General features: G+C 72.4%; 17 protein-coding genes. 13 read left to right on the top strand and 4 right to left on the bottom strand.

Features of this window, described 5'->3' with window-relative positions; genetic code table 11:
* Window positions 1-870 (bottom strand): class I SAM-dependent methyltransferase, encoded by an 870-nt coding sequence (locus ACZ7L6_RS25925; RefSeq protein WP_471927776.1) that lies wholly within the window; start codon window positions 868-870, stop codon window positions 1-3.
* Window positions 871-1,187: 317 nt separating this feature from the next.
* Here ACZ7L6_RS25925 and rpsA point away from each other — a divergent pair, with 317 nt between their 5' ends.
* The 4 genes from rpsA to ACZ7L6_RS25905 all read left to right on the top strand — a co-directional run bounded on the left by rpsA (window position 1,188) and on the right by ACZ7L6_RS25905 (window position 5,000).
* Complete coding sequence (gene rpsA, locus ACZ7L6_RS25920) at window positions 1,188-2,684, top strand: 30S ribosomal protein S1 (protein WP_471927774.1); 1,497 nt, start codon at window positions 1,188-1,190, stop codon at window positions 2,682-2,684.
* 254 nt (window positions 2,685-2,938) lie between these two features.
* Window positions 2,939-3,877 carry a PAC2 family protein gene (locus tag ACZ7L6_RS25915; RefSeq protein WP_471927772.1) on the top strand — a complete coding sequence of 313 codons (939 nt, stop codon included), beginning with the start codon at window positions 2,939-2,941 and terminating at the stop codon, window positions 3,875-3,877.
* A gap of 56 nt (window positions 3,878-3,933) precedes the next feature.
* Complete coding sequence (coaE, locus tag ACZ7L6_RS25910; protein WP_471927770.1) at window positions 3,934-4,569, top strand: dephospho-CoA kinase; 636 nt, start codon at window positions 3,934-3,936, stop codon at window positions 4,567-4,569.
* A 50-nt stretch (window positions 4,570-4,619) separates the two neighbouring features.
* Complete coding sequence (locus tag ACZ7L6_RS25905; RefSeq protein WP_471927768.1) at window positions 4,620-5,000, top strand: tetratricopeptide repeat protein; 381 nt, start codon at window positions 4,620-4,622, stop codon at window positions 4,998-5,000.
* A gap of 39 nt (window positions 5,001-5,039) precedes the next feature.
* On the opposite strand, the gene ACZ7L6_RS25900 is transcribed toward ACZ7L6_RS25905, so the two are convergent.
* Window positions 5,040-5,333, bottom strand: coding sequence for a DUF6343 family protein (locus ACZ7L6_RS25900; RefSeq protein WP_471927766.1), 294 nt, complete (start codon window positions 5,331-5,333; stop codon window positions 5,040-5,042).
* 55 nt (window positions 5,334-5,388) lie between these two features.
* On the opposite strand from ACZ7L6_RS25900, the gene ACZ7L6_RS25895 reads away from it, so the two are divergent.
* Window positions 5,389-6,303 (top strand): acyltransferase domain-containing protein, encoded by a 915-nt coding sequence (locus ACZ7L6_RS25895; RefSeq protein ID WP_471927764.1) that lies wholly within the window; start codon window positions 5,389-5,391, stop codon window positions 6,301-6,303.
* Window positions 6,304-6,393: 90 nt separating this feature from the next.
* On the top strand, window positions 6,394-6,855 hold the full coding sequence (locus ACZ7L6_RS25890; protein ID WP_471927762.1) for a DoxX family protein: 462 nt from the start codon (window positions 6,394-6,396) through the stop codon (window positions 6,853-6,855).
* A 67-nt stretch (window positions 6,856-6,922) separates the two neighbouring features.
* Here the strand turns inward: ACZ7L6_RS25890 and ACZ7L6_RS25885 are convergent, their stop codons facing one another.
* Window positions 6,923-7,477 (bottom strand): RNA-binding S4 domain-containing protein, encoded by a 555-nt coding sequence (locus ACZ7L6_RS25885; RefSeq protein ID WP_471927760.1) that lies wholly within the window; start codon window positions 7,475-7,477, stop codon window positions 6,923-6,925.
* Window positions 7,478-7,527: 50 nt separating this feature from the next.
* Here ACZ7L6_RS25885 and ACZ7L6_RS25880 point away from each other — a divergent pair, with 50 nt between their 5' ends.
* The 5 genes from ACZ7L6_RS25880 to ACZ7L6_RS25860 all read left to right on the top strand — a co-directional run bounded on the left by ACZ7L6_RS25880 (window position 7,528) and on the right by ACZ7L6_RS25860 (window position 19,130).
* Window positions 7,528-8,322, top strand: coding sequence for a uracil-DNA glycosylase (locus ACZ7L6_RS25880; RefSeq protein WP_471927758.1), 795 nt, complete (start codon window positions 7,528-7,530; stop codon window positions 8,320-8,322).
* A gap of 37 nt (window positions 8,323-8,359) precedes the next feature.
* Window positions 8,360-9,040 (top strand): maltokinase N-terminal cap-like domain-containing protein, encoded by a 681-nt coding sequence (locus ACZ7L6_RS25875; RefSeq protein WP_471927756.1) that lies wholly within the window; start codon window positions 8,360-8,362, stop codon window positions 9,038-9,040.
* 108 nt (window positions 9,041-9,148) lie between these two features.
* A complete protein-coding gene (locus ACZ7L6_RS25870) occupies window positions 9,149-16,732 on the top strand; it encodes an SDR family NAD(P)-dependent oxidoreductase (protein WP_471927754.1) in 7,584 nt (2,527 codons plus the stop codon).
* A gap of 128 nt (window positions 16,733-16,860) precedes the next feature.
* Complete coding sequence (locus ACZ7L6_RS25865; protein ID WP_471927752.1) at window positions 16,861-17,610, top strand: thioesterase II family protein; 750 nt, start codon at window positions 16,861-16,863, stop codon at window positions 17,608-17,610.
* Window positions 17,607-19,130 (top strand): MFS transporter, encoded by a 1,524-nt coding sequence (locus tag ACZ7L6_RS25860; protein WP_471927750.1) that lies wholly within the window; start codon window positions 17,607-17,609, stop codon window positions 19,128-19,130. The genes ACZ7L6_RS25865 and ACZ7L6_RS25860 overlap by 4 nt, the downstream gene beginning before the upstream one ends.
* A 106-nt stretch (window positions 19,131-19,236) precedes the next feature.
* On the opposite strand, the gene ACZ7L6_RS25855 is transcribed toward ACZ7L6_RS25860, so the two are convergent.
* On the bottom strand, window positions 19,237-19,911 hold the full coding sequence (locus tag ACZ7L6_RS25855; protein WP_471927748.1) for a GntR family transcriptional regulator: 675 nt from the start codon (window positions 19,909-19,911) through the stop codon (window positions 19,237-19,239).
* 150 nt (window positions 19,912-20,061) lie between these two features.
* On the opposite strand from ACZ7L6_RS25855, the gene ACZ7L6_RS25850 reads away from it, so the two are divergent.
* Window positions 20,062-21,570 (top strand): NCS1 family nucleobase:cation symporter-1, encoded by a 1,509-nt coding sequence (locus ACZ7L6_RS25850; protein WP_471927746.1) that lies wholly within the window; start codon window positions 20,062-20,064, stop codon window positions 21,568-21,570.
* Between the two features lie 5 nt (window positions 21,571-21,575).
* Complete coding sequence (locus ACZ7L6_RS25845; protein ID WP_471927744.1) at window positions 21,576-22,298, top strand: aspartate/glutamate racemase family protein; 723 nt, start codon at window positions 21,576-21,578, stop codon at window positions 22,296-22,298.
* Window positions 22,299-22,339: the final 41 nt, after the last annotated feature.

The following is a 22,339-nucleotide window of genomic DNA, read 5'->3' as shown; positions in this document are numbered from 1 at the left end:
TCAGTCTCGTACGCACACGAAGATCGCCGTCCCCGGGATCAGGTTCCCGCGCAGCGGCGACCAGCCACCCCACTCCGAGGTGTTCCAGGCCGGCCACTCCGGCTCGACCAGGTCCACCAGCCGCAGGCCTGCCGCCACGACGTCCCGCACCCGGTCGCCGATCGTCCTGTGGTGCTCGACGTAGACCGCCCGGCCCACCCCGTTCTCGATGTACTGCTCGACGTACGGCGTCCGGTCGAAGTACGAGGCGGAGACCGACAGGCCCTCCGGGCCCGGCTCGTCCGGGAACGCCCAGCGGATCGGATGCGTCACCGAGAAGACGAACCGCCCGCCCGGCCGCAGCACCCGCCGCACCTCCCGCAGCACCAGCACCGGGTCGGCGACGAACGGCAGCGCGCCGTACGCCGAGCAGGCCAGGTCGAAGGAGGCGTCGGCGAAGGGGAGGGCGCCGGCGTCCGCACAGACCAGAGGGAACGATCCGCCGATGCGCAGGGCGTGCTGGAGCTGGCGGTGGGAGATGTCCAGGGCGACCGGGCGGGCGCCCTGCGCGGCCAGCCAGCGCGAGCACTGGGCGGCACCGGCGCCGATCTCCAGGACGTCCTTGCCCTTGAGGCCCTCCGGTGGGCCGAGCAGCTCGGCCTCGATCTCGTCCAGGCCTTCGGGGCCCCACACGAAGCGGTCGTCGCCGAGGAACGTGCCGTGCTCGACCTGGTACTCGTCCGCGTTGCGGTCCCACCAGCCCCGGTTGGCCCGGGAGCTCTCCACGACACCGGCGTCACGTCGGGTGGCTTCGGGTTCGAACGCTTCCGGCTCTTGGATGATCGGCTCCCTCGTCGTACTCTTCCGTCCAGCTCTTCCCGGTGGTGCCACGAAAGGGACGTCACGGCGTCTGCGTGGCCTCGGAAGACAGGACTTGTGCCGGGTATGCGGCGATCCGCCCCGCGTGGGCGGCTTCGCGCATTGACCATGTCCGGCTGCCCCCGTATGCTACAAGTTGCGCTGCGGGCCTGCGCACCTCAGACGTAGCAGGCTGCGCTCGCATCTGTTGTATGTCCCCTCGGTTGTCGAGGCGCCACCAGGATTTTCGTGTGGCGCTTCCTTGGCTGTCCGGCTTCTGCAGAGCGAAACGGGCTCCCGGCGTAAGCAGTACCTACGACTTCAATGTCCGTACCGGAGCCCTTTCCCACATGACGAGCAGCACCGAGACCACCGCCACCACCCCGCAGGTAGCGGTCAACGACATCGGTAACGAGGAAGCCTTCCTCGCCGCGATCGACGAGACGATCAAGTACTTCAACGACGGCGACATCGTCGACGGCGTCATCGTGAAGGTCGACCGGGACGAGGTCCTGCTCGACATCGGTTACAAGACCGAAGGCGTTATCCCGAGCCGCGAGCTCTCGATCAAGCACGACGTCGACCCCAACGAGGTCGTCGCCGTCGGTGACGAGATCGAGGCCCTTGTTCTCCAGAAGGAGGACAAGGAAGGCCGCCTGATCCTCTCGAAGAAGCGCGCCCAGTACGAGCGTGCCTGGGGCACCATCGAGAAGATCAAGGAAGAGGACGGGATCGTCACCGGTACCGTCATCGAGGTCGTCAAGGGTGGTCTCATCCTCGACATCGGCCTCCGTGGCTTCCTCCCGGCCTCCCTGGTCGAGATGCGCCGCGTTCGCGACCTCCAGCCCTACGTGGGCAAGGAGCTCGAGGCCAAGATCATCGAGCTGGACAAGAACCGCAACAACGTGGTCCTGTCCCGCCGTGCCTGGCTGGAGCAGACCCAGTCCGAGGTCCGCCAGACGTTCCTCACCACCCTCCAGAAGGGTCAGGTCCGTTCCGGCGTCGTCTCCTCGATCGTCAACTTCGGTGCCTTCGTGGACCTGGGTGGCGTCGACGGTCTGGTCCACGTCTCCGAGCTGTCCTGGAAGCACATCGACCACCCGTCCGAGGTTGTCGAGGTCGGCCAGGAAGTCACCGTCGAGGTCCTCGACGTCGACATGGACCGCGAGCGTGTCTCCCTGTCGCTGAAGGCGACCCAGGAAGACCCGTGGCAGCAGTTCGCCCGCACCCACCAGATCGGCCAGGTCGTGCCCGGCAAGGTCACGAAGCTGGTTCCGTTCGGTGCGTTCGTCCGCGTGGACGAGGGCATCGAGGGTCTGGTCCACATCTCCGAGCTGGCCGAGCGCCACGTGGAGATCCCGGAGCAGGTCGTCCAGGTCAACGACGAGATCTTCGTCAAGGTCATCGACATCGACCTCGAGCGTCGTCGCATCAGCCTCTCGCTGAAGCAGGCCAACGAGTCCTTCGGTGCCGACCCGGCCTCGGTCGAGTTCGACCCGACCCTGTACGGCATGGCCGCGTCCTACGACGACCAGGGCAACTACATCTACCCCGAGGGCTTCGACCCCGAGACCAACGACTGGCTCGAGGGCTACGAGAAGCAGCGCGAGGAGTGGGAGCGCCAGTACGCCGAGGCGCAGGCCCGCTTCGAGCAGCACCAGCAGCAGGTCATCAAGAGCCGCGAGGCCGACGCTGCCGCTGCCGCCGAGGGTGGCGACGCTGCCGGTGCGGCTCCGGCCGCGGGTGGCGGTTCGTACTCCTCCGAGGGTGCGGACACCTCCGGTGCGCTGGCCTCGGACGAGGCGCTTGCCGCGCTGCGCGAGAAGCTGGCGGGTGGGCAGAGCTGACGCCCACTGAGCTCTAGCTCTTGACTGAGGGGCCGCACCTTTCGAGGTGCGGTCCCTCAGGCGTTTGTGCGTTGTCTTTCGGCTGCGGGCCGGTGGGGGCTTGTCGCGCCCATGCGGCGGAGCCGCATATCGATACAGTCCCGCGCCCCTTGGCGGCGTTGTCCGACCCGGCAAGATCACGAGCCGCTCTTCTTCGGGAATGCCCACGCCCGTAAGGGCGTTGTCACGTACGGACACGAGGAGGAGCGGTCACAGTGCTTGATCCGCAGGGTTTGTACACGTGGGAGCCGAAGGGGCTGGCCGTCGTCGACATGGCGCTGGCCCAGGAGTCGGCCGGTCTTGTCATGCTCTACCACTTCGACGGATACATCGACGCGGGTGAGACCGGCGACCAGATCGTCGACCGGATTCTCGACTCGCTGCCCCATCAGGTCGTCGCCCGCTTCGACCACGACCGGCTGGTGGACTACCGTGCCCGCCGCCCGCTGCTGACCTTCAAGCGGGACCGCTGGACCGATTACGAAGACCCCGCCATCGAGGTGCGGCTCGTGCAGGACGCCACCGGGGCGCCCTTCCTGCTGCTGTCCGGGCCCGAGCCGGATGTGGAGTGGGAGCGCTTCGCCGTGGCCGTGAAGGAGATCGTCGAGCGGCTCGGCGTACGGCTGTCGGTGAACTTCCACGGGATTCCCATGGGTGTCCCGCACACCCGTCCGGTCGGCCTCACCCCGCACGGCAACCGCACCGACCTCGTCCCGGGCCACCGCAGCCCCTTCGAAGAGGCGCAGGTGCCCGGCAGCGCGGAGTCCCTCGTCGAGTACCGGCTGATGGAGGCCGGGCACGACGTCCTGGGCGTCGCCGCGCACGTGCCGCACTACATCGCCCGCTCCCCGTACCCGGACGCGGCCCTGACCGTCCTGGAGGCCGTCACGGCGGCGACCGGGCTGGTCCTGCCCGGCGTCGCGCACTCCCTGCGCACCGACGCCCACCGGACGCAGAACGAGATCGACCGCCAGATCCGTGAGGGCGACGAGGAGCTCACCAACCTCGTCGAGGGCCTCGAGCACCAGTACGACGCCGTCGCCGGCGCCGAGACCCGGGGCAACATGCTCGCCGAGCCGGTGGACATCCCGTCGGCGGACGAGATCGGGCGCGAGTTCGAGCGGTTCCTGGCGGAGCGGGAAGGCGACAGCTGAGGGCCGACCGGGCCTGCCGGGTGGTGATGTCAGTGGCAGGCCCTAAGCTGCGGCTCATGTTGAAGGTGGGCCTGACCGGCGGCATCGGCGCCGGCAAGAGCGAGGTGTCGCGGCTGCTCGTGGAGCACGGGGCCGTGCTGATCGACGCGGACCGGATCGCGCGGGAGGTCGTCGCGCCCGGTACGCCCGGTCTCGCCGCCGTCGTCGAGGCGTTCGGGGAGGACGTGCTCACCGAGGACGGCAGCCTGGACCGGCCCAGGCTGGGCTCGATCGTCTTCGCCGACCCCGAGCGGCTCGCCGTACTGAACTCGATCGTGCACCCCCTCGTCGGCGCCCGCTCCCGCGAGCTCGAAGAGGCCGCCGCCGAGGACGCGGTCGTCGTCCACGACGTCCCGCTCCTCACGGAGAACGGCCTGGCGCCGATGTACGACGTCGTGGTCGTGGTCGACGCCAGTCCCGAGACCCAGCTCGACAGGCTCGTCCGGCTGCGCGGTATGACCGAGGCGGACGCACGCGCGCGGATGGCCGCGCAGGCGACGCGGGAGAAGCGCCGGGAGATCGCGGACATCGTCATCGACAACGACGTACCGCTGGAGGCGCTCCAGCGGCGTGTGAAGGACGTGTGGGAGGAACTCGTGCGCCGGGCCCACGGGGCACAGGGGAGCCCGCAGCCCCAGTCGCCCCAGGAATAGCTGCACGCCGTTCGCGCGTTGAACCGCTGCAGTGAGGGAAGGACTTTGCCGTGCCCGAGACCAGCGGTTCGACCGGACGTACTCCGGAGACGCATGTCATCGACTTCCGCGCCGCCGAGCAACTGCTCGCCGCGCGGGACCCGCGGGGTGCGGTGAAGCTGCTCGACGGGGTCATCGCCGCGCACCCGGAGAACACCGCGGCCCGGCTGCTGCGCGCGCGTGCCTTCTTCGCAGCGGCCCAACTGCGTCCCGCCGAGCTGGAGTTCACCATCGTCCTGGAGCGCGAGCCGGACAACGCCTTCGTGCACTTCGCGCTCGCCCGGACCTATCAACGCCAGGGGCGGCACGACCAGGCCAAGCGCCACTTCCGGCTGGCGGCGGCGCTCGACCCGAACCCGGAGTACGTCAAGGCGGCACGGTTCGACGTGTGAGCGGGGTCGGCGACCGGGGGTGACGGTACTCCGGTGCGCCTAGGGGTGGCGGTTCCGCGGCGGCGGGCGATAGGGGCGGTTCTCGGGCGGGCGGTACGGGGGTATGTCGCGGCCCGGCTGGTAGTGCGGGCCCTGGCGGATGTGCCGGAGGACCATGGCCATGTCGATCGTGATCACCAGCCACAGCACCCCGCAGGCCACCGCCCAGCCGGGGCGGCCCGCGAGCGCGAAGGCGACGGTGCCGAAGACCGCCCAGACCACGCCCCACACGCACAGCCAGAAACGGGCGCGCAGTGCACTGCGCGCTGTCGTAGGCTCACTGCCCGTACGCATCGGAATCACCACTCTTCCTTGAAACGTACTCCTCGTACTCCTCGCAGGGGGCTCCGTGCTGCCGGACACCGATGACCTGGCCGAAGTGCTGCTCGACCTCGGAGTACCCCACGAGGACATCAACGACCTCGTGCGGATGGGCCGGCGGGTGACGGACGACCCGGAGCTGCGGCAGTTCCTGGAGGCCTCGGTCGAGGAGCTCGTCCGGCGGATGGGCGAGCTCGGCGGCGACCCGGTCGACCTGCCTGAACCCGACTGGGCGTCGGGCCCCTTGCAGCGCTGTTTCCCCGTGTACGTGTTCGTCGCGACGCTGCCGTACACGCGCGCCTACCACCGGGAGCGGGGCGTCCCGGCCGACGTGTCCCGGCGCACCTTCGCCGACCTCGGACGGAACATGGCCGTGCACCGCAGGCGGTACGGCCGGGCGGGCGTGCAGTCTCCGCGGTGGCTCACCCATCATTTCCGCGGAGCGCTGTACCAGCTGGGACGGCTGCAGTTCGAGCGGACGCGGTACGGGCCGTGGAACAGGCGGACGCTGGTGGCGGCCGGACTGGACGCGGCCTCCGGCACGCCCTGCCTGGGTCTCCACATTCCCGACTTCCTCGGTCCACTGTCACCGGACTCCTGCGACCGCGCGCTCGCCCTGGCCGGACAGTTCTTCGCCCGGCACTTCGCGGAGGATCGGTACCACGCCGTGCTCTGTCACTCCTGGCTGCTCGACCCGCAACTGAAGGAGTACCTGCCCGGGAACTCCAACATCGTCCGGTTCCAGGAGCGTTTCCGGGTGGCTCCCCAGGACCCGGAGCCGGCCGACACCGAACCGGTCCAGTTCGTGTTCGGCGACCCGGAGTTGCCCGTCGAGAGCCTGCCGCGCCGTACGGCAGTGGAGCGGGCTGTCGGGGACCACCTGCGGGACGGCGGCCACTGGTACATCGGGCACGGGTGGCTGCCGTTCGAGCGAAGTGGATGAAAAGCCTTCGCGCAGCGATGAGTTCCGGAGCGGGCCCCGGTCTACCTCTGTGACAGCACCACGGACCACTGCTTCACACAGGAGAACCCCATGTCCGAGAGCACCGTCCCCGTCACGTCCGCCTCCGTCTCCACCGGCGCCGTCGTCGCCGGGTCCACGACCACCCGCGGGCGCCGGGCCCGTATCGCCCTGCGCGGTCTGCAGGTGCTCCTCGCACTCTTCATGGGCATCGCGAGCGCCCTTCCCAAGCTGATCGCGCACTCCTCGGCCGCAGACATGTTCGACGAGCTCGGCTGGGGCAGCGCGGGCATGTACACCATCGGTGTCCTCGAACTGGCCGGAGCCGTCGCCCTGCTGATTCCGGTGCTGCAGTCGGTGGCTGCCATGGCGTTCATCGGGCTGATGGTGGGCGCGTTCGTCGTCCAGATCGCCGCCTTCGACGCACAGTACGCCGCGACACCGCTCATCCTGATCGTGCCGTTCGCTCTGATCGCCTGGGCGCGGCGCGGTTCCAACGCGGAGTTGCTCCGGCTGCTGCGCCGACGGGACTGACGGGTCCGTACTCGCTGAGTGGCGTCCGGTGGGCCAAGCGGCCCGGGCCGGACGCCACCGTCGTATGTCACTGTCCGCGCGGTAGTCCCCCGCCGCCGCCCATGATTCCGCGCAGCCGTTCCATCTCGCGGCGGTCCCGCTTGGTCGGCCGGCCCGTGCCGCGGTCGCGGATGCCGGCGGGGGCGACGGCCTCGCGCGGCGGGGGAGGGGGCGAGTTGTCGACGTAGCACTGGACGGCCACCGGTGCGCCCACCCGCTTGCGGATGAGCCGCTTGACGACGACGATCCGCTCCCGGTTCTCCTGCCGCAGCCGCACCTCGTCGCCGATGCGCAGGGCGTGGGAGGGCTTCACGTTGTGGCCGTTCACGCGCACGTGCCCGCCCTTGCAGGCGGTGGCGCCCATGGAGCGGGTCTTGACCAGGCGTACGGCCCAGATCCAGCTGTCGATCCGTACGCTCTCGCCGTTCTGCGGACCGGCGGCCTCGGCGGCGGCCAGGGCGGCGGCGATCTTCGGGTCGACAGTTTCCTCCGTCGGGCCCGCGCCCGTCTCCGCGTCCTGTTGCGCCGCGTCCGTCGTTCGCTCGGCCGTACTGCCGATCTCGTCCTCACTCCCGGAAGCCATGCCCCGACCTTAGTCTCCGTTCGGCACCGACGCGGCCGTACGGTGGACTGATGGACGCCCTCGCTGATCTCGACCGACGGATCGCGGGCTGCCGGGCCTGTCCGCGGCTGGTGGCCTGGCGGGAAGAGGTGGCCCGCACCAAGCGCGCCGCCTTCGCCGACGAGACGTACTGGGGACGGCCGGTGCCGGGGTTCGGCCCGCCCGACGCCCGGCTGTTGATCGTCGGGCTCGCCCCGGCGGCCCATGGCGGCAATCGCACCGGCCGGATGTTCACCGGCGACCGGTCCGGAGATGTGCTGTACCAGGCGCTGTACGACGTGGGCCTCGCCTCGCAGCCCACGTCGGTCGCCGCCGACGACGGCCTGGCGCTGTACGGCGTCCGCGTCACGGCCCCCGTGCACTGCGCCCCGCCCGCCAACAAACCCACCCCGGGGGAGCGGGAGACCTGCCGGTCCTGGCTCGTGCAGGAGCTGAGGCTGCTGCGGCCGACGCTGCGGGCGGTCGTCGTCCTGGGCGCCTTCGGCTGGCAGGCGACCCTGCCCGCGCTGGCGGAGGCGGGGTGGCGGGTGCCCCGGCCGCGGCCCGCGTTCGCACACGGGGCGCGGGTCACGCTGGACGGCCTCGAAGGTCACGACGGCTTCGAAGGTCGCGATGGCCTTGAAGGTCACGACGGCTTCGAAGGTCACGACGGCCTTGAAGGTCACGACGGTCTTGGAGGCCATGGCGGCCTCGCGCTCTTCGGCTGCTTCCACGTCAGCCAGCGCAACACCTTCACCGGCAGGCTCACCCCCGCGATGCTGCGGGAGGTGCTGGGCGCGGCGGCGGAGGCAGCCCGGCTGAAATGAGGGGACGGGGCGGTCGTACGGACGTTACGGTGCCCGGATGGCTGTCATCCACCACACCACGCTCAAGCCGACCAAGCTGGAACTGCTCACCTCCTGGCTGCCCACCCGCCCCTGGTACCGGGCAGGCGCGGGCGAACTCGAGTTGGTCAAGGCAGGCGGCTTCCGGCTGGACGACCCGGAGGGCGAGGTGGGGATCGAGTTCATGGTGGTCACCGATGCCTCCGGAGCCACTGTCCCCGAAGCCGTTCCCGCCGCCTACCTGGTGCCCCTCACCTATCGCGGCGCCCCGCTCGGCGACGCGAAGCACGCCCTGGTCGGGACCACGGAGCACGGTGTGCTCGGACAGCGCTGGGTCTACGACGGGTGCCACGACCCGGTGCTGGTCGCCCAGTTGCTCGCTCTGATCGAGGGCCGGGTCCAGGCCCAGGCGCAGAGCCTCAGCGACACACCCGACCGAGAGGTCGGCCGTTCGTACACCGGCGACGGCGCCGTCCCGTCGGACTTCACCGCCCCGGTCACCGACGACCAGGAGGCCACCGAACTGCGGGCACCGGACGGTGCCACCCTCCGCCTGCACCGGGTCCTGCGGCCCGCCCCCGACGGCTCACCCGTCCCGCCGCCGGGAGCGACGGGCCATGTCGCGGGCGCGTGGGACATGCCGGACGGCACCCGCGCCCGGGCCCTGTTCGCCGCCTTGTACGCCGCGCCCGGGTCCTGACGGCCGTCCCCTCGGTCGCCACCCCCGCATGGCCTCGTCGGCAGTAACCACAGGCGGGCCCGGAGAGTTGTCGGCAGCGTGCCCCAGCCGAATGACCACGCGCGTCCGATGTCCGATGCCGCCGCGGAGGGCTCCCTGCCCCTCGCCTCTCCCGCCCCGCCCGGGCCGGAGGCGCACGGCGGCGGAGCCGTCGCGGTGGTGGGTGTCGGGTTCCGGCTGCCCGGGGGGATCCGGTCGCTCGACGGGTTGTGGGCGGCGCTGGCGGAGGGCCGGGACCTGGTCGGGGAGGTGCCGGGCGACCGGTTCGACGTGACGCGGTTCGTGTCGGCGGACGGACGACCGCGCACAGGCCGCATGTACACGGCCGCGGGTGGCTTCCTGGACGACGTGGCCTCCTTCGACGCGGAGTTCTTCGGCATCTCGCCGAAGGAGGCCTCCCGGCTGGACCCGCAGCAGCGGCTGCTCCTGGAGTGCGCGGTCGAGGCGTTCGGTGACGCGGGCATCGATCCGGCGACGCTGGCCGGCAGCGACACGGCGGTGATCGTCGGCGTGTCCTCGCACGGGTACGGCGATCTGCAGCAGCGCCGGCCGCGCACGACGAACGCCTATTCCATGAGCGGCACGGCGGCCTGCAACACCGCGAACCGGGTGTCGTACGTCTTCGATCTGCGCGGGGCGTCCTTCGCGGTCGACACGGCGTGCTCGTCGACGCTCACCGCGGTGCACCAGGCCTGCCAGGAGCTGCGGTCGGGGCGCAGCGCGCTCGCGCTGACGGGCGGGGTGAACGTGCTGCTCAACCCGTGGGAGAGCGTCGGGTTCGCGCAGGCGTCGATGCTGTCGCCGAGCGGGCGGTGCCATCCGTTCTCCGAGCACGCTGACGGCTATGTCCGTTCCGAGGGCGCCGGTGTCCTCGTGCTCAAGCCGCTGACGGCGGCGCTGGCGGACGGTGACCGCATCCACGGGGTGATCCTCGGCAGCGGCGTCAACGCGGACGGCCGTACGGCCGGGCTGGCGCTGCCGAGCGCGCGCAGCCAGGCCGCGCTGCTGGAGCGGGTGTACGCCGAGACGGGCATCGGCGCGGACGAGGTGGCGTACGTCGAGGCACACGGCACCGGCACGCAGGCCGGGGATCCCGTCGAGTGTGCGGCACTGGGGGAGGTGCTCGGACGACGGCGTACGCCGGATGCGCCGCTGCCGATCGGGTCGGTGAAGTCGAACCTGGGGCACCTGGAGGCGGCGGCCGGTGTGCCCGGGCTGCTCAAGGCGCTGCTGGTGCTGCGGGAGCGGCGGATTCCGGCGACTCTGCGGACGGTTCCGCCGAGTACCCGGATCGACTTCGGCGGGCTGGGGCTGGAACCGGTGGTCGAGACGCGTGGCTTGTCGCAGAAGCGGCCGGTGGCCGGGGTGAACTCCTTCGGGTTCGGTGGGGCCAACGCCCATGTGGTGCTGGGCGCCGCCCCGGACGCGTACGGCCGGTCCGGTTCGGATCGCGCGGACTCCCTTCGGGACGACCGGTCGCGTTCCGGCTGCTGCGACGGCCCGCTCCCGCTCGTCGTGTCCGCCCGTACCCCGCAGGCGCTGGAGGCCGCCGCCGTCCGGTGGGCCGAGCACCTGGAGGATCTGGCCCCGGACGTCTTCTACGACACGGCCTACACGGCATGCCGTCGCCAGGCTCGGTACGAGCATCGCGTCGCGTTGCTCGCCGAGGACCCGCCGTCGGCGGCACGTGCGTTGCGGCGCGTGTCGCAAGGTGAGCCGGCGCCGGGCGCGGCCCGTGCGGTCGGTGTGGAGCGGGGCCGTATCGCACTCGTCTTCAGCGGCAACGGGTCGCAGTGGGCCGGGATGGGCGCGGAACTCCTCGGCGCCGACGGCCACTTCACGGCCGAGGTCGACGCCGTCGACGAAATGTTGCGCCCGCTGCTCGGCTGGTCGGTCCGCGAGGAGATGGCCGCGCCGCGCGGGCCGGAGGTGTGGCGGCGCACCGAGGTCGCCCAGCCGATGCTGTTCGCCCTGCAGGCCGGGCTGGTGGCGGCCCTCACCGCACGCGGGTTCGCTGCCGCCGCGGTCTGCGGGCACAGCGTGGGCGAGGTCGCGGCCGCCTACTGCGCCGGGGCCCTGGACCGTGCGGCCGCCTGCCGGGTGATCGCCGCGCGGAGCCGCGCCCAGGGCACGACCGCCGGGTGCGGGAGGATGGCGGCCGTCGGGCTCGGCGCCTCGGACGCCGAGAAGCTGATCGCCGAGACCGGGCAGGCGGAGCGGCTGGTCGTCGCCGGGATCAACAGCGCCCGGGACGTGACCGTCGCGGGGGACGCCTCGGCGCTCGCCGCGCTGGGTGAAGTGCTGGGCGAACGGGGCGTGTTCTTCCGTGACCTCGGGCTGGACCACGCCTTCCACAGCCCGGCCATGGACGCGTTGTGCGGGCCGCTCGCAGCCGCGCTGTCCGGGCTGCCGGCGCGGCCCGCGCGCATCGCCCTGGCCTCCACGGTCACCGGGCGGCTGAGCGGTGACGCGGCCCTCGACGCCGACTACTGGTGGCGCAACGTCCGCGCGCCCGTACGGTTCGCCGAGGCGGTGGACGTCCTCGTCGGCGAGGCCGGCTGCGACGTCCTGGTGGAGATCGGCCCCCATCCCGCGCTCGGCGCGTATCTGCGGCGCGGGACGACGGACGCCGGACGGCCCGTCGCCGTGATCCCCACGCTCACCCGCACCGCCTCCGGCCCCGGCGCGCTCGACGGCACCGTGGCACAGCTGCTGGCGTGCGGAGCCGACACGGACTGGAGCATCCCGTTCCCGCGTCCGGGACGGGTCGTCGACCTGCCCGCCTATCCGTGGCAGCGCCAACGCCACTGGAACGGCGGTCCCGGTTGGTGGCCGGAGACCGTGGCCGAGGACGACGGCGAGCCGGGACAGTCTCCCCACGCCCTGCTCGGCGTACGGCTGCCGGGGGCGCGGCCGGCCTGGCAGCAGGAGCTCTCCTCCGGCGTGCCGGTGTGGCTGGCCGACCACCTCGTCGGGGAGACGGTGGTCGTGCCGGCGGCCGGGTACGCCGACATGGCCCTGACCCTCGGCCAGGCCGTGCACGAGGCGCCCGTCGAGGTCCTCGGTCTGTCGATCGGCCGTGCGCTGAGCCTGCCGGGCGACGACGAGGACCGCACCGTGTCCGTCCACACGGCACTGGAACGCGACGGCGCCTTCACCGTCTCCAGCCGTGACGGTGGCGGGGGTCGTGGCGGTGGCGGGGGTGGCGGTGCAGGTGGTGGCGGTGCAGGTGGTGGCGGTGGCGGTGCATGGACCGAGCACGCCCGCGGCAGAGTGCGGCAGCTGCTGCGCGCATGCCCGCCCGGCGCCGACCCGCACGCACTGCGCACCCGGCTGCCCCGCGAGATGAGCGCGGCCGACCACTACGCCCTCTGCGCCCGCGCCGGACTGCCCTACGGCCCCGCGTTCCGCACCCTGACCGGCCTGCGCACCGACACCGGCGACGGCCGTGAGGTGCTCGCCTCCTACGCCGCCACCGTCGACCCCGCCGACGCCCCCATCGCCCACCCGACGCTTCTCGACGGCGCAATCCAGGCGGGGCTCCCACTGCTCACGGCAGCGACGGACCGGGAAGGGGCCGGCACCGACCGCGCCCCGGCCGCCTTCCTCCCCGTCGGCATCGACGCCGTGCGCTGCTGGCAGCCGCTGCCCCGCACCGGCCTGATCCATGTGCGCCTGCGCAGCCGTACCCCACGCGAAGCCGTCTGGGATCTGACCGTCATGGCCGACGACGGCACTGTCGCCCTGGAAGCGCTCGGCTGCCGACTGCGCCGCTTCGACGCCACCCGCACCCCGGCCCCTCAGCAGCTGGCCGAGGTCCTGCGCGCCGCCCCGCTGCCCACGAGCCCCGCCACCCCGTCGCCCTGGCCCGCACCCGCGGACACCCTCGCCGCCTGCGCGGACGGACTGGCACGGGCCGAGCGCAGATGGCGGACCCACCCGTACGGCCGCGCCCGCGCCGAGGCCCTGCGCCTCAACGCGCACCTGACCGCGGCCGCCGTACGCGAACTCCTGCCGGAAGCAGGCGAGTTCACGCTGGACGATCTGATCGCGGCCGGAGTGCGGCCCCGTCATCGCAGGCTGCTCACCGCTCTGCTCGAGTACGCCGTACGGCAGGGCGTCCTGACCGCCGAGGGGGACGGCCGGTGGCGGGTGGCCGAGGAGCCGCAGCCGCACCGGCTGTTCCGGGAAGGGCTCCTGGCCTTCCCGGCCGAGGTCACCGCCGCGCAGATCTACGGTGTCTGCGGGCTGCATCTCGCGGACGTGCTGCGCGGACGCACCGACCCGCTCGCGCTGCTGCTCGCCGAGCCCGACGCCCTCGCCGCGCGCTTCTACGACAGCACGCCCGTCATGCAGCACCACTACCGCGTCGCCCGGCTCCTGCTGGCCGCGGCCGTCGCGGACCGGCCCGAGGGGCGGCCGCTGCGGGTGCTGGAGGTCGGCGCCGGAACCGGCGGGCTGACGGCCGCGCTCCTGCCGCTGCTGCCGGCCGACCGTACGCACTACACCTACACCGACGTGTCCTCCGCCTTCTTCCCGGCGGCCCAGGACCGCTTCGCCGACCACGACTTCGTCCACTACCGCTGCCTCGACCTCGACGCCGACCCCGCCGCCCAGGGCTTCACGCCCGCCTCCTACGACCTCGTCGTCGCCGCGAACGTGCTCCACGCCACCCGGGATCTGCGGCGTGCCCTGCACCGCATCGGCGACCTGCTGGCCGACGGCGGACAACTGCTCGCCGTGGAGAGCCACGACCCGGCCGGGCTCACTCCGGTGTTCGGGCTGCTGGACTCCTACTGGAGTGCCGAGGACACCGATCTGCGGCCGAACGGGCCGCTGCTGGCGCGTGACCGGTGGCCCGGGCTGCTGGAGGAGTGCGGATACACCGGCACCGTGCAGCCCGGCGACGCCGCACAGCCCGGGTACGACGACTACTCCGTCATCCTCACCGCCCGGGTCCCTCGCCCCACGCCGGCGACCGCCTCGCCCGGGCCGCGTCCCGTACGCCCGCCCGCGGTGGCCGACCTGACGGGCGGGCCGCTCGCCACCGCGGCCGCGACGGCCCTGGGCGCTGACGTCCGTCCCGCGAGCGACAGCCCGCAGTCGTGGTCCGAACTCCTCGCGGAGTCGGATGACTTGGTCCTGCTGGCCGAGGGAGGCGGCCCCGATGGCGCCGCGGCCATCCTCACGGAGACAGCCGTACGGCACTGTGCCGTACTGCGTGCGCTCGCGACCGCCACCCGGCAGCTGCCCGAGGACCGGCAGGTCACCGTCTGGGTCGTCGCGTGCGGTGCCCGCGGCATCCCGCCGACCACCGCCGCCGCGGCCTTGTGGGGAGCAGCCCGGAGTCTGGGCAACGAGCAGCCGCGGCTGACCGTCCGGCGCATCGCCCTCGCGTCCGGCGCCGAGGACAGGCTCGCCGAGGAGCTGACCGCCCGCCCGGCCGACGACGAGGTGCTGCTGACCCGGGAGGGGCGGTTCGTGACGCGGCTGCGTCCCTACGCTCCGGGTCCGGTTACGCCGTCGACGGCAGGGACGTACACCCCGTACACCCTGACCGTCGACGAGCCCGGTCTGCGCTACCGGCTCGGCTGGCGTCCGGCGCGGATGCCGCGGCCGGGAGAGGGCGAGGTCGTCGTCGAGGTCGCGGCCGCCGGGCTCAACTACCGCGATGTCATGGCCGTCACCGGACTCGTACCGCCGCCGCAGGCGCCGCACGGGCTCGACGCGGAGCCGATCGGCCTGGAGTGCGCCGGCACGGTCGTCGCCGTGGGCGCGGGTGTCGAGCACATCGGTGTCGGTGACCGCGTGGCCTGTCTGAGCCTCGGCTGCTACGGCTCGCATGCGCGGGCCCGCGCCGACCGGGTGGTGCCGCTGCCGGACGGCATGGACTTCACCGAGGCCGCCACACTGCCGACCGTCTTCCTGACCGTCCAGCACGCCCTGGGCCACCTGGCCCGGCTGCGGCCCGGCGAGACGGTGCTCGTGCACGGCGCGGCCGGGGGTGTGGGCCTCGCCGCCCTGCAGTACGCCGGGCACGTCGGCGCCCACGTCATCGCCACCGCCGGTACCCCCGCCAAGCGTGACCTTCTGCGGCTGCTCGGCGTCGAGCACGTCCTCGACTCGCGCACCCTGCGCTTCGCCGACGAGATCGACGCGCTCACCGAGGGCCGCGGCGTGGACGTCGTCCTCAACTCCCTGGCCGGCGAGGCCATGGACCGCAGCCTGCGGGTCCTGGCGCCGCACGGCCGGTTCGTGGAGCTCGGCAAGCGGGACTTCCTCGCCGACAACTCCCTCGCCCTGGCGCCGTTCCGTGCCAACCTCTCCTTCCACGGCGTGGACGTGGCCGCTCTGCTCACCGAGGCGTCGTCGCTGGCCGACACCCACCTGACGGACATCAGCCGGGCCGTCCACGCGGGCACCTACCGCCCCTTGGCCCATCGCGTCCACCCGGCCACGAGGATCCGCGAGGCGTTCGCGGCCGTGCAGCACTCCCGGCACATCGGGAAGGTCGTCGTCACCTTCGACACCGGCGACCCCGTGCCGGTCCGCCCCGCGGCCACCGACCTCGTGCTGGACCCGGAGGCGAGTTACCTGGTCACCGGCGGGCTCGGGGGCTTCGGCGCCGCCACCGCCCGCCACCTGGCCGCCCGCGGGGCCCGCCATCTGACGCTGCTCGGCCGACGCGGCGCGGGCACGCCGGGCGCGGACGGGCTGACCGCCGACCTCGCCTCGCTCGGGGTGCGCGTGAACGCGTACGCCGCCGACGCGGCCGACCGGGAGGCGATGCGCCGCATCCTCGCCGGCCTCGACGTCGAGGGGCGTCGCCTCGCCGGAGTCGTGCACGCCGCGATGGTGCTCGACGACGCCCCGCTGCACGAACTGGACGACGCACGCGTACGGGCCGTACTCACCCCCAAGATGACGGCCGGGCACGTGCTGGACGAGCTGACCCGTGACCGCCCGCTCGACTTCTTCGTCGTCTACAGCTCGGTCGCCGCCGTCGCCGGCAACCTCGCGCAGTCGTCGTACGCGGCCGCCAACCTCGCCCTCGAAGCCCTCGTACGCGACCGGCGCCGGGCCGGACTGCCCGGGCTCGCGGTGCAGTGGGGCGCGATCGCCGGAGCCGGCTATGTGCATCGCACCGAACGCGACGACGAGATGACGGTGCTCGGCCTCGGCGGACTCGCCACCGCCGACGCGTTCGCCGCCCTCGACCGGCTCCTCGCGGACCCCGACGCCACGGTGGTCGCCGTGGGCCACGTCGACTGGGGACGACTGCACCGCTTCCTGCACACGCTCACCGCACCGCGTACGGCCGCGCTGCTGCCCCCGGCCGAGCACACCGACGCGGCGGAGCGGCTGCGGCAGGCGCTGGAGGAGGCCACGTCCGACGAGGCCGCCGTCCTCGTCGAGGACGTCCTGGCCGAGTTGCTCGCCCATGTCCTGCAGACCACGCCCGACCGCGTCGACCGGACCCGGCGCCTGGACCAGCTCGGCGTGGACTCCCTGCTGGCCGCCGAACTCGCCACCCTGCTGCAGCAGCGGCTCGGCTGCGAACTGCCCACCGTGGAACTCGCCGGCACACCGAACCTCGCCGCCCTCGCCCGGAGGGTCCTCGCCCGCCTCGACTCCACTCGGCGACCCGTCTGATGAGTACGGCTCAGCTGGTGACCGGGGTGGTGGGGGTGGGGGGCTCGTCGACCGCTGTGGTGACGGCCGTTCGTTCGCCGGTCAGCTCCGCTCACCCCTCCCCGACGACCCCGATGAGGACCGCCCCCGTGCCCGAACTCGTCTCCCTCGCCCGCCGTCCCGAGGCCGCCGTACGCCTGTATTGCCTGCCGCCCGGCGGTTCCGGGCCGGAGGTCTACCAGCCTTGGGGCGACCTGCTGCCGGCCGCAGTCGAGCCGTACGCCGTCGCGTTGCCCGGTCGCGGCAGCCGCCGTGACGAACCGTCGTCGACCGACCCGCGCGCTCTCGCCGCCGCGCTCGCCGCCCTCGTCGACGACGCCGCCGAACCGCGGCCCTTCGCCCTGTTCGGCCACAGCCTCGGCGCCCTGCTCGCCTACGAGACCGCGCGCCGCCTGCGCCGCACCGGCCGGCGCGAGCCCGTACTCGTCGCCCTCTCCGCCCTGCCCGCACCCCACCGGGGCGACCTCGAACGGCTCCTGGCCACCCTGCTGACCTCGGGCCTCGACGCGTTCACCGACATGGTGGGACCCGTGCCCGCCGAGCTCCTCGAGGATCCGGTGACCGTGACGCGGCTGTGCACGCCGTTCCTCGCAGACCTGGTCCTCGCCCTGCACCACCGCCATCACGACGAACCGCCTCTGGAGGTGTCCCTGGCCCTGTACGGCGGCACCGCGGACCCCCTCGTTCCGCCGGACTGCCTGGAACGCTGGAACGACCTGTTCACCACACCCGCCACGCCCTGTCTCTTCCCCGGCCGCCACACCTACCCGCAGGACCCGGACCAGGCGCCGGCCCTGGTGCGGCAACTCGCCAAGGACCTGCAGACCGCGGCCCGATGACCCGCGACCGTGCGCGCTGGGCGGCCGCCGTCGTTGTCTGTCTCGGGCTGTTCCTGCTCGGCATGGACCTGACCGTCCTCAACGTCGCCGTGCCCGACCTCCAACGTGACCTGGGCCCCTCCATGGCTCAGGTCCAGTGGATCGTCGACGCCTACGCCCTGGTCCTCGGCGGTCTCGTGCTGACCGCAGGAGCCCTCACCGACCGGATCGGCCGGCGCCGCGCCTTCACGATCGGTCTGGCGGTGTGCGGCACCGCCTCCGCGCTCGGCGCCCTCGCCGAGGAACCGGGCCCGGTCATCGCCGCGCGCTGCGGCATGGGCGCCGGGGCCGCCCTGCTCATGCCCGCCACCCTGTCGATCATCGGCAACCTCTTCACCGAACCGGCGGCGCGGCGCCGGGCGATCGCCCTGTGGGCCGCTGTCCTCGGGCTGGGCGGTATGACGGGACCCGTGCTCGGCGGAGCCCTCGTCGAGGGCTTCTCCTGGCGCGCCGGGTTCTGGGTGAACGTCCCGTTCGTGGCCGTGACGCTGGTCCTCACCGCGCTGGTCGTGCCCGTTGTACCGGTCGAACCGGTCGTGCCGGGGACGGGGCCCGGCCGTACCGGGCGTCGTGACTACCTCCACGCCGAGGGCCGCTGCGGGCAGCGGGTCGACCTGCCCGGGGCGATGCTGTCGGCGTGCGGACTGCTCACGCTCGTCTGGGCGGTGATCGAAAGCCCGGTGAAGGGGTGGACGAGCACACCCGTGCTCACCGGGTTCGCCCTGGCCACCGTCCTGCTGACCGCGTTCGTCGCCCACGAGAAGCGCCGCGCCGGGCACGCGATGCTGCCGCTGCCCCTGCTGCGCCGGCCCGGCGTGCCGCTCGGCGCCGTGTCCCTGGCGCTGCTGTCCTTCGCGCTGTACGGGGCGCTGTTCGTCGTCACCCTCTATCTGCAGGGGGTCCTGGGCTACACACCCTGGCAGGCGGGCGTGCGCACGCTGCCCCTGGCCGCGGCCCTCGCCGTGGGCTCACTGGTCGCGCCGCGCATGCTGGCCCGCCATGACGAACGGACCCCGATCGCGGCCGGACTCGCCCTCGTCACCGTCGCGTTCGCGGTCCTGGCCCACACGCGGGCGGCCTCCGGCTACGGGCACCTGATGCTCTTCGAGGTCATCGCCGGACTGGGCGCCGGACTCGCCGCGGTCGCCGGCACGGAGTCCGTCATGGGCGCGGTTCCGCTGTCGCGCGCCGGACTGGGCTCGGCGGTGAACGACGCCACCCGCCAGGTCGGAGCCGCTCTCGGCGTCGCCGTCCAGGGCTCGGTCCTCAGCACGGTCGTGACCGACCGCCTCGGCGCCGCGGCCTTGAAGGCCGGCCCGACCGCCGTACTGCCACCGACGCCGGTTGCCCGGCAGGCGTTCGTCGACGGCCTCACGGCGACGGCGCTGACGGCGGGGGCGGTCACCTTGGCGGCCACGCTCGCGGTCATTCCCTGGCGCAGTGTGATGCCTCAGGGCACGACGTCCCGTGAGGGGCTCTGAGAAAGGCCGAACGTGTCGACGGGCCGAACGTGTCGACGGGCCGAACCCGTCAACGAGCCGAACGTATCGACGAGCCCAACCCGTCGACGGGCCGAGTCCTTCGCGGCTACGGCAGCTCCTCCGCCGCGGTCTCCCCGAACAACTGCCGTACCGTCGACCGGTAGTTGGTCCGCACGTGCGCGAGGGCGTGCGCACGGGCCCGGGCCGGGTCGCCGGACGCGATCGCCTCGTACAACTCCCGGTGCTCGACGAGCAGTTGGGGCCACTCCTCATTGCGCCGGGTCATCCAGCGCAGGCGGCCCGCGACCGGTTCCAGGGCCTCTATCAGCAGGCTGTTGCCCGCCATCGCCACGATGCGGTCGTGCAGCCGGCTGTTGACGTCCGTGATCACTTCCGCGTCCCCCGCCTCGGTGGCGGTGGCCGCCTGGTCGAGGAGCTGCTCGACCTCGGCCAGCTCCTCCGGCGTCGCACGGGACGCGGCGAGCCCGGCCGCGTACACCTCCAACGCCTCGCGCAGTTCGAAGAGCTCCTTGACGTCGGTCGGGGTGAGCCGCCGTACGACCGTGCGGCGTGGCGTCTCGAAGAGGACGAACCCCTCGGCGACCAGCGCACGGATCGCCTCGCGGACCGGCACGCGGGAGACGCCGAAGCGGTCGGCCAGCTCGCGCTCGACGAGCCGGTCGCCGGGGCGGAGGCGGCCCGCGATGATCTCCTGCCGCAGGGTGGCCAGGACGCGCTCGCGGATCGCGCCCAGGGGTTCGATCTTCGTCGTGGAGCTCATGGGGTCATCTTCGCCGACCCCGGGTCTGTTTTACGAAGCGTTAACAAGAGCGACATCGGTCAGAACTGTTGACGGCGGGACTATGTCCGCTGTTTGGTATACCAAACGCCCTCCACAAGAAGTCCCCGTCCCCCGGCTCCTGGAGGCCCCGTGTCCCTCGCCGACCGTGCCGAAGCCACCGGCACACCAGCGTTCGTCCCCGATCCCCGGCTCACCAACGAAGACCTCGCGCCCGCCGGCAAGCGGAACTGGAAGGTCTTCGACCTCTTCGCCATGTGGATGTCCGACGTCCACAACCTCGGCAACTACACCTTCGCCGCCGGTCTGCTGGTCCTCGGCATGAACGTGTGGCAGGTCTTCACCTCCCTGCTCGTCGGCTTCGTGCTGATCTACATCGGCATGAACTGGATGGGGAAGATCGGCCAGCGCCACGGCGTCCCGTTCCCGGTCGTCAGCCGCATCAGCTTCGGCGTCTGGGGCGCCAACATCCCGGCGCTGATCAGGGCCGTGATCGCCATCATGTGGTACGGCATCCAGACGTATCTGGCCTCGGTCGCCGTGAACGTGATGCTGCTGGCAGCCTGGCCCGGTCTGGAGTCCTGGACGCACAGCTCCTTCCTGGGCCTGCACGCGCTCGGCTGGGTCTCCTTCCTCTCCCTCTGGCTCATCCAGGCGCTGATCATCAGCCAGGGCATGGAGTCGGTGCGGAAGTTCCAGGACTTCTGCGGCCCGGCGATCTGGGTGGTGATGATCGCGCTGGCGGTGTGGATCCTCGCCAAGGCCGGCTGGACGATCTCGCTCACGACCACCCCTCACCCGGTGTCCGTCGGCGAGCAATGGAGGCAGTGGTTCGGCGCGATCGGCCTGATCCTCGCCACGTACGGCACGCTGATGCTCAACTTCTGCGACTTCTCGCGCTTCGCGCCCGACTACCCGACCGTCAGGCGCGGCAACTTCTGGGGCCTGCCCATCAACTCGACGGCGTTCGTGGTCGTTTCGGTGATCGTCACGGCCGGTTCGCTGGAGGTGTTCGGCGAGGCCATCACGGACCCGGCGGAGCTGGTCGCCAAGGTCGGCAACACCTGGGTCCTGGTCGTGGCGGCCCTGACCTTCGCCATCGCCACCATGGGCGTCAACATCGTCGCCAACTTCGTCTCACCGGCGTACGACCTGGCCAACGTCTGGCCGCAGAAGATCACCTTCAAGGTCGGCGGCATGATCAGCACGGTGGCGGCGCTGGTCGTGACCCCCTGGAACCTCTTCTCCAACCCGACCGTCGTGAACTACTTCCTGGGCGGCCTCGGCGCCTTCCTGGGCCCGCTGTTCGGCGTGATCATGGTCGACTACTACCTGGTCAAGCACGGCCGCGTGGACGTGAACGAGCTCTTCTCCGCCGCGCCCGGCTCCCGCTACTACTACCGCAGGGGCGTCAACCCCAAGGCGCTGTGGGCGTTCCTGCCGGCGGCGGGCGTCGCGGCGGTGCTGGCGCTGGTGACGACGTTCAGCGATGTGGCGCCGTACTCGTGGTTCATCGGGACGGCGATGGCGGCGGGGTTGTACCTGGTGCTGTGCCGCGGTGAGCGCGCCGAGTCCGCCACCGGGGCCGTCACGGAGGCCGCCGCTGGGTCCGCAACCGGGTCCGTGGTGCGGGAGGTCTGAAGGACGTGCGGATCGTCGTCACCAACTGCAACACCACGCAGGAGATGACCGAGGAGATCGTACGAGGTGCCCGGGCCGCGGCAGGCCCGGGCACCACCGTGCTCGGGCTGACGCCGCGGTGGGGGCCGGAATCGGCGGAGGGCTGGCTGGACAGCTACCTGTCGGCGGCTGCCGTGATGGACGCGCTGCGCACGTACGAGGGCCCTGAGTACGACGCGGTCGTCATGGCCGGCTTCGGGGAGCACGGGCGCGAGGGCGTCCGGGAACTGGTGGACGTACCGGTCGTCGACATCACGGAGGCGGCGGCGCATCTGGCCTGCCTGCTGGGACGGCGCTACGGGGTCGTGACCACGCTGGAGCGTTCGCGCGGGCAGATCGAGGACAGCCTGGAGCTGGCGGGCGTGGGCCGCAACTGCGTCGCCGTGATCGGCACGGGGCTCGGGGTCCTGGAACTGGAGGACGGCGAGCGCACGGAGTCCGCGTTCCTGGCGGCCGCCGAACGGGCGCGGGACGCCGGTGCCGAGGTCCTGGTGCTCGGGTGTGCCGGGATGACCGGGTTGCAGCGGGCGGTGGGGGAGAAGCTGGGGGTTCCGGTGGTCGACGGGGTGGGCGCGGCGGTGAAACTGGCGGAGTCGCTGGTGGGGCTGGGGCTGACGACTAGCCGGGCCGGCGGCTACGCCAAGCCGCTGCCGAAGCGGCGGACGTGGGGGCGGCCGCGGCAGGGGTGAACGGGGCCGCCTGGCCGCCAGGGCGCACGGGAGCCCTGGCG

This window comes from Streptomyces sp. NPDC107522, from assembly GCF_055657525.1.
This window is presented reverse-complemented; position numbering and strand designations above follow the sequence as displayed.